The organism is Paenisporosarcina sp. P4_E4_2 (assembly GCF_056401595.1).
This window is the reverse complement of sequence record NZ_JBFUJC010000339.1, coordinates 1-3,364: the sequence shown is the minus strand read 5'-3', so window position 1 is coordinate 3,364 and position 3,364 is coordinate 1. Positions and strand designations below refer to the sequence as shown.

Annotated in this window: 4 protein-coding genes and 1 pseudogene; 2 read left to right on the top strand and 3 right to left on the bottom strand. The window is 39.6% G+C overall.

Features of this window, described 5'->3' with window-relative positions:
- The 3 genes from AC1DSB_RS16710 to AC1DSB_RS16700 form a co-directional block, all read right to left on the bottom strand.
- Window positions 1-617, bottom strand: a 617-nt coding sequence (locus AC1DSB_RS16710) for an FAD-dependent oxidoreductase (protein WP_477587156.1), incomplete at its 3' end; no start/stop codon positions are given.
- 18 nt (window positions 618-635) lie between these two features.
- Window positions 636-1,490, bottom strand: a complete 855-nt coding sequence (locus AC1DSB_RS16705) for a DegV family protein (protein ID WP_477531540.1) — start codon at window positions 1,488-1,490, stop codon at window positions 636-638.
- Window positions 1,491-1,515: 25 nt separating this feature from the next.
- On the bottom strand, window positions 1,516-2,322 hold the full coding sequence (locus AC1DSB_RS16700) for a Cof-type HAD-IIB family hydrolase (protein ID WP_477531541.1): 807 nt from the start codon (window positions 2,320-2,322) through the stop codon (window positions 1,516-1,518).
- 137 nt (window positions 2,323-2,459) lie between these two features.
- Between AC1DSB_RS16700 and AC1DSB_RS16695 the strand changes: the two genes are divergently transcribed.
- Both AC1DSB_RS16695 and AC1DSB_RS16690 read left to right on the top strand, forming a co-directional pair.
- Complete coding sequence (locus AC1DSB_RS16695; RefSeq protein ID WP_477531542.1) at window positions 2,460-3,233, top strand: prolyl oligopeptidase family serine peptidase; 774 nt, start codon at window positions 2,460-2,462, stop codon at window positions 3,231-3,233.
- A 50-nt stretch (window positions 3,234-3,283) separates the two neighbouring features.
- A pseudogene (locus AC1DSB_RS16690) lies at window positions 3,284-3,364 on the top strand (DNA methyltransferase); the annotation flags it as partial.

Here is a 3,364-nt window from a genome sequence, read left to right as displayed (position 1 = left end):
CCATGGTCACTTAGCTCTTTTTCCACAAGGGCAGAGCAGTCCACGTCCATGATGTTCATCACTTGAGGGGATTTTTCGACAATTGATACGTTCAAACCAATGTCAACAAGGTTTTCTGCCATTTCCACACCGATAAATCCAGCACCCACAATTACACAGCTTTTAGGTTTCTCAGTGGATATATATCCATTGATTTTTTTCATATCACTGAAGTTACGCAACGTGAACATGATCGCGCTTTCCAGACCGGTTGTTTCAGGCACAATCGGTGTACCACCTGGAGAGAGGATAAGAAAATCGTAAGTTTCTTTAAAGGATTGCTGTGACTCGAGATTCAAGACTTCTACCGTCTTAAACTGGCGATCAATTTTTGTCACACGATGTTTCAGAAAAACATTGATTTTCCGCTCGTTTTTAAACTCTTCAGGAGTTGCCGCAATCAAACGATTGGGCTCTGAAATTTTCCCTCCGATGACATACGGCATTCCGCACGCACCATACGACATCGTATCATCCTGATCGAACACAACAATCTCTGCGTTTTTGTCATAAAAACGAATTTGGGAAGCGACAGTCGCTCCTCCTGCAACAGCTCCAACGATGACGATTTTCTTCATGTTCACTCGCTCCGTTTCTTATGGCTGTATCTGATTTGAAAAGAACAAAGCTAATGCACCAGGACCRGTATGTGCACCTATCGCAGATCCGATAATATGAATTTCTACATGTTTTGGATGGAATGTTTCTTCAACCATTGCCTTCATTTCCATTGCAAATGCTTCATCGTCAGCATGACTGATTGCAATAGTTTGTTCATGTAAACGCTCACCGCGTTCTTCCATGAGTTCAATGATCCGTTTCATTACTTTTTTGCGTCCTCTTAATTTTTCAATCGGTACAAGCTTGCCGTTTTCCACGTGAAGAAGAGGTTTGATGTTTAATAATCCTCCAATAATAGCACTGGTCTTGGACACGCGTCCGCCTCGAGCCATATAATCTAAATCTTCAACTGTAAACAAATGTTCCATATGTAGTGCTTTAAAACGGATTATTTCGACAATACGTTCCATAGGTTCTCCAGATTTCATCAATCGGACGGCTTCTTTTATAAGCAAGCCATAACCAAGTGAAGCACATCGCGAATCAACGATTGTTAATTTAAGATCCGGATAGTCTTCCTTTACCTGTTCCCGAATCATAACTGCGGTATTATGTGTTCCTGAAAGTTCTGAAGAAAAGGCAATATACAAGCCTTCTTCTCCGGACTTCGCAAGTTCTTCAAAAAACGTCAAAAATTGTTCTGGTGAAGCTTGTGAAGTTTTTGGTTGTTTCCCTTGACGAATTTCCGCATAAACTTGTGTCGAATCGATTGTCATGACATCCAAGTATTCGGCATCATCAATATGTACACGTAATGGAATCAACGTGACCGGATTTGTTTCATAAAAAGATTTCGGTAAATCGCAAGCACTGTCTGCAAATATTCTCATTTGTATCCCCCTGAATCAACTATTTCTATAATTTTAAACGTTCTTGTAAGAAATCCGCAATCCCATCGTCATTATTTGAAGTTGTTACTTCATTTGCAATGTTTTTGAGTTTCGCAATGGCATTGCCCATAGCAACGCCGGTTCCAGCATATTCAATCATCTCTAAATCATTGTCTTCGTCACCAAATGCAATAATGCGTTCCTTTGGAATATTCAAGTGTTTCGATACATGCGAAATACCTACAGCTTTATTTAGGCCGCTGCGTACAATTTCAATTACATGCCATGGCGCGCCCCATCTTCTGTGATCAATCACTTCTGCATGTACATCATGTAAGTGTTGACGGATGGCAGGAACTTCATGCTCTTCTGCATGAATAAGCAAACTGGTAGGGTCGGTCTTTAAATAATTTCGAATATCACCTGTTGTTACTTGTGGTTTTCCGAAGCTGAAAATGTCGAGCAGTTTCTCATCATGATAGTGCAAGTAAACATCATCCATAACTTCGGCAATAATGTTATGAAATTTATAATCATGAATGGCATCAATCACTTCGTTTACAACTTTCAAATTAATGGGTTCATGAATCGAATTCCATGTATGGTCAGTGGGATGATGGACAAAGGCACCATTAAAATTGACAATGGGTGTTTGCATTTTTAACTGGTGGTAGTAAACTTCACTGGCACGATAAGGTCGTCCAGTCGCGATCATTATTTCATGACCTTTTTCTTTTGCTTTAAATAACGTATGTAAAGTCTTTTCAGAAATGACTTTTTCATCTGTTAATAATGTTCCATCAAGATCCAAAACGATTAAATGAGGTTGCATGTTAAATGACTCCTTTCCTATTAGAGTAAAGTGTATCGTCATGGACATCCATTAGTCAAAAAAATCCAACTTCATTTTTGAAGTTTTTGATTTGTTTTGCTACGATAACAAGTATTAGATACGAAGGAAGTGGAAAAGTGAACGTTGAAAATGAGCGGTGGGGACATATTCCACTATTACATGTATACAAAGAATCCCTACGGGAACAACAGGTACCAGTCGTGATTTTTCTTCATGGCTTCACAAGTGCTAAAGAACACAACTTACATTATGCCTACCAATTGGCCGAGAAAGGCTTTCGAGTGATACTGCCTGATGCCCATTTGCATGGAGAGAGACAAGAAAAGCTTGATGAAATTCAATTGTCACTGCGCTTCTGGGAAATAATTTTAACATCTATTGAAGAAGTAGCTATGTTAAGAGAACAATTAATTGAACAAAACTTAATAATGGACCATACGAAAATAGGACTAGCTGGGACATCAATGGGTGGCATTGAAACATTAGGGTGCCTGAATGTTTATCCGTGGATAGACACGGCTGCCGTAATGATGGGTTCTCCAGGATATGTCCATTTGGCGAAGGCACAAATGGCTCAGTATGAAGCACGTGGCTTTAAATTACCGATTACTGACGTGGAGCGTATGCATATGTTTGATACGTTAAGAAAATTCGATCTTACTTTAAACCCGAGTGCATTGAATGGCCGGCCAGTATTTTTCTGGCATGGGGTTCAAGATAATGTGGTTCCTTATGAACCTACCTTTAACTTTTTCAATGCGTTGAAAAAATCATATGTGCACGATCCTGAACGTTTCCAATTTATGACGGATAAATCGGCGGGTCATGCCGTTTCAAGAAAAGGGATGCTGGAATCAACCAGCTTCATCGCACACTATTTGTCTCAGTAAGCTGCATTTGTTATGATGAATATATACGTTAGTTAGAGAGGGGTATGAACATGGATCAAGATATGCGCGACAGCATGATGGGTGCACTAGAAAATGTTATTGACCCAGAACTTGGTATTGATATTGTAAAC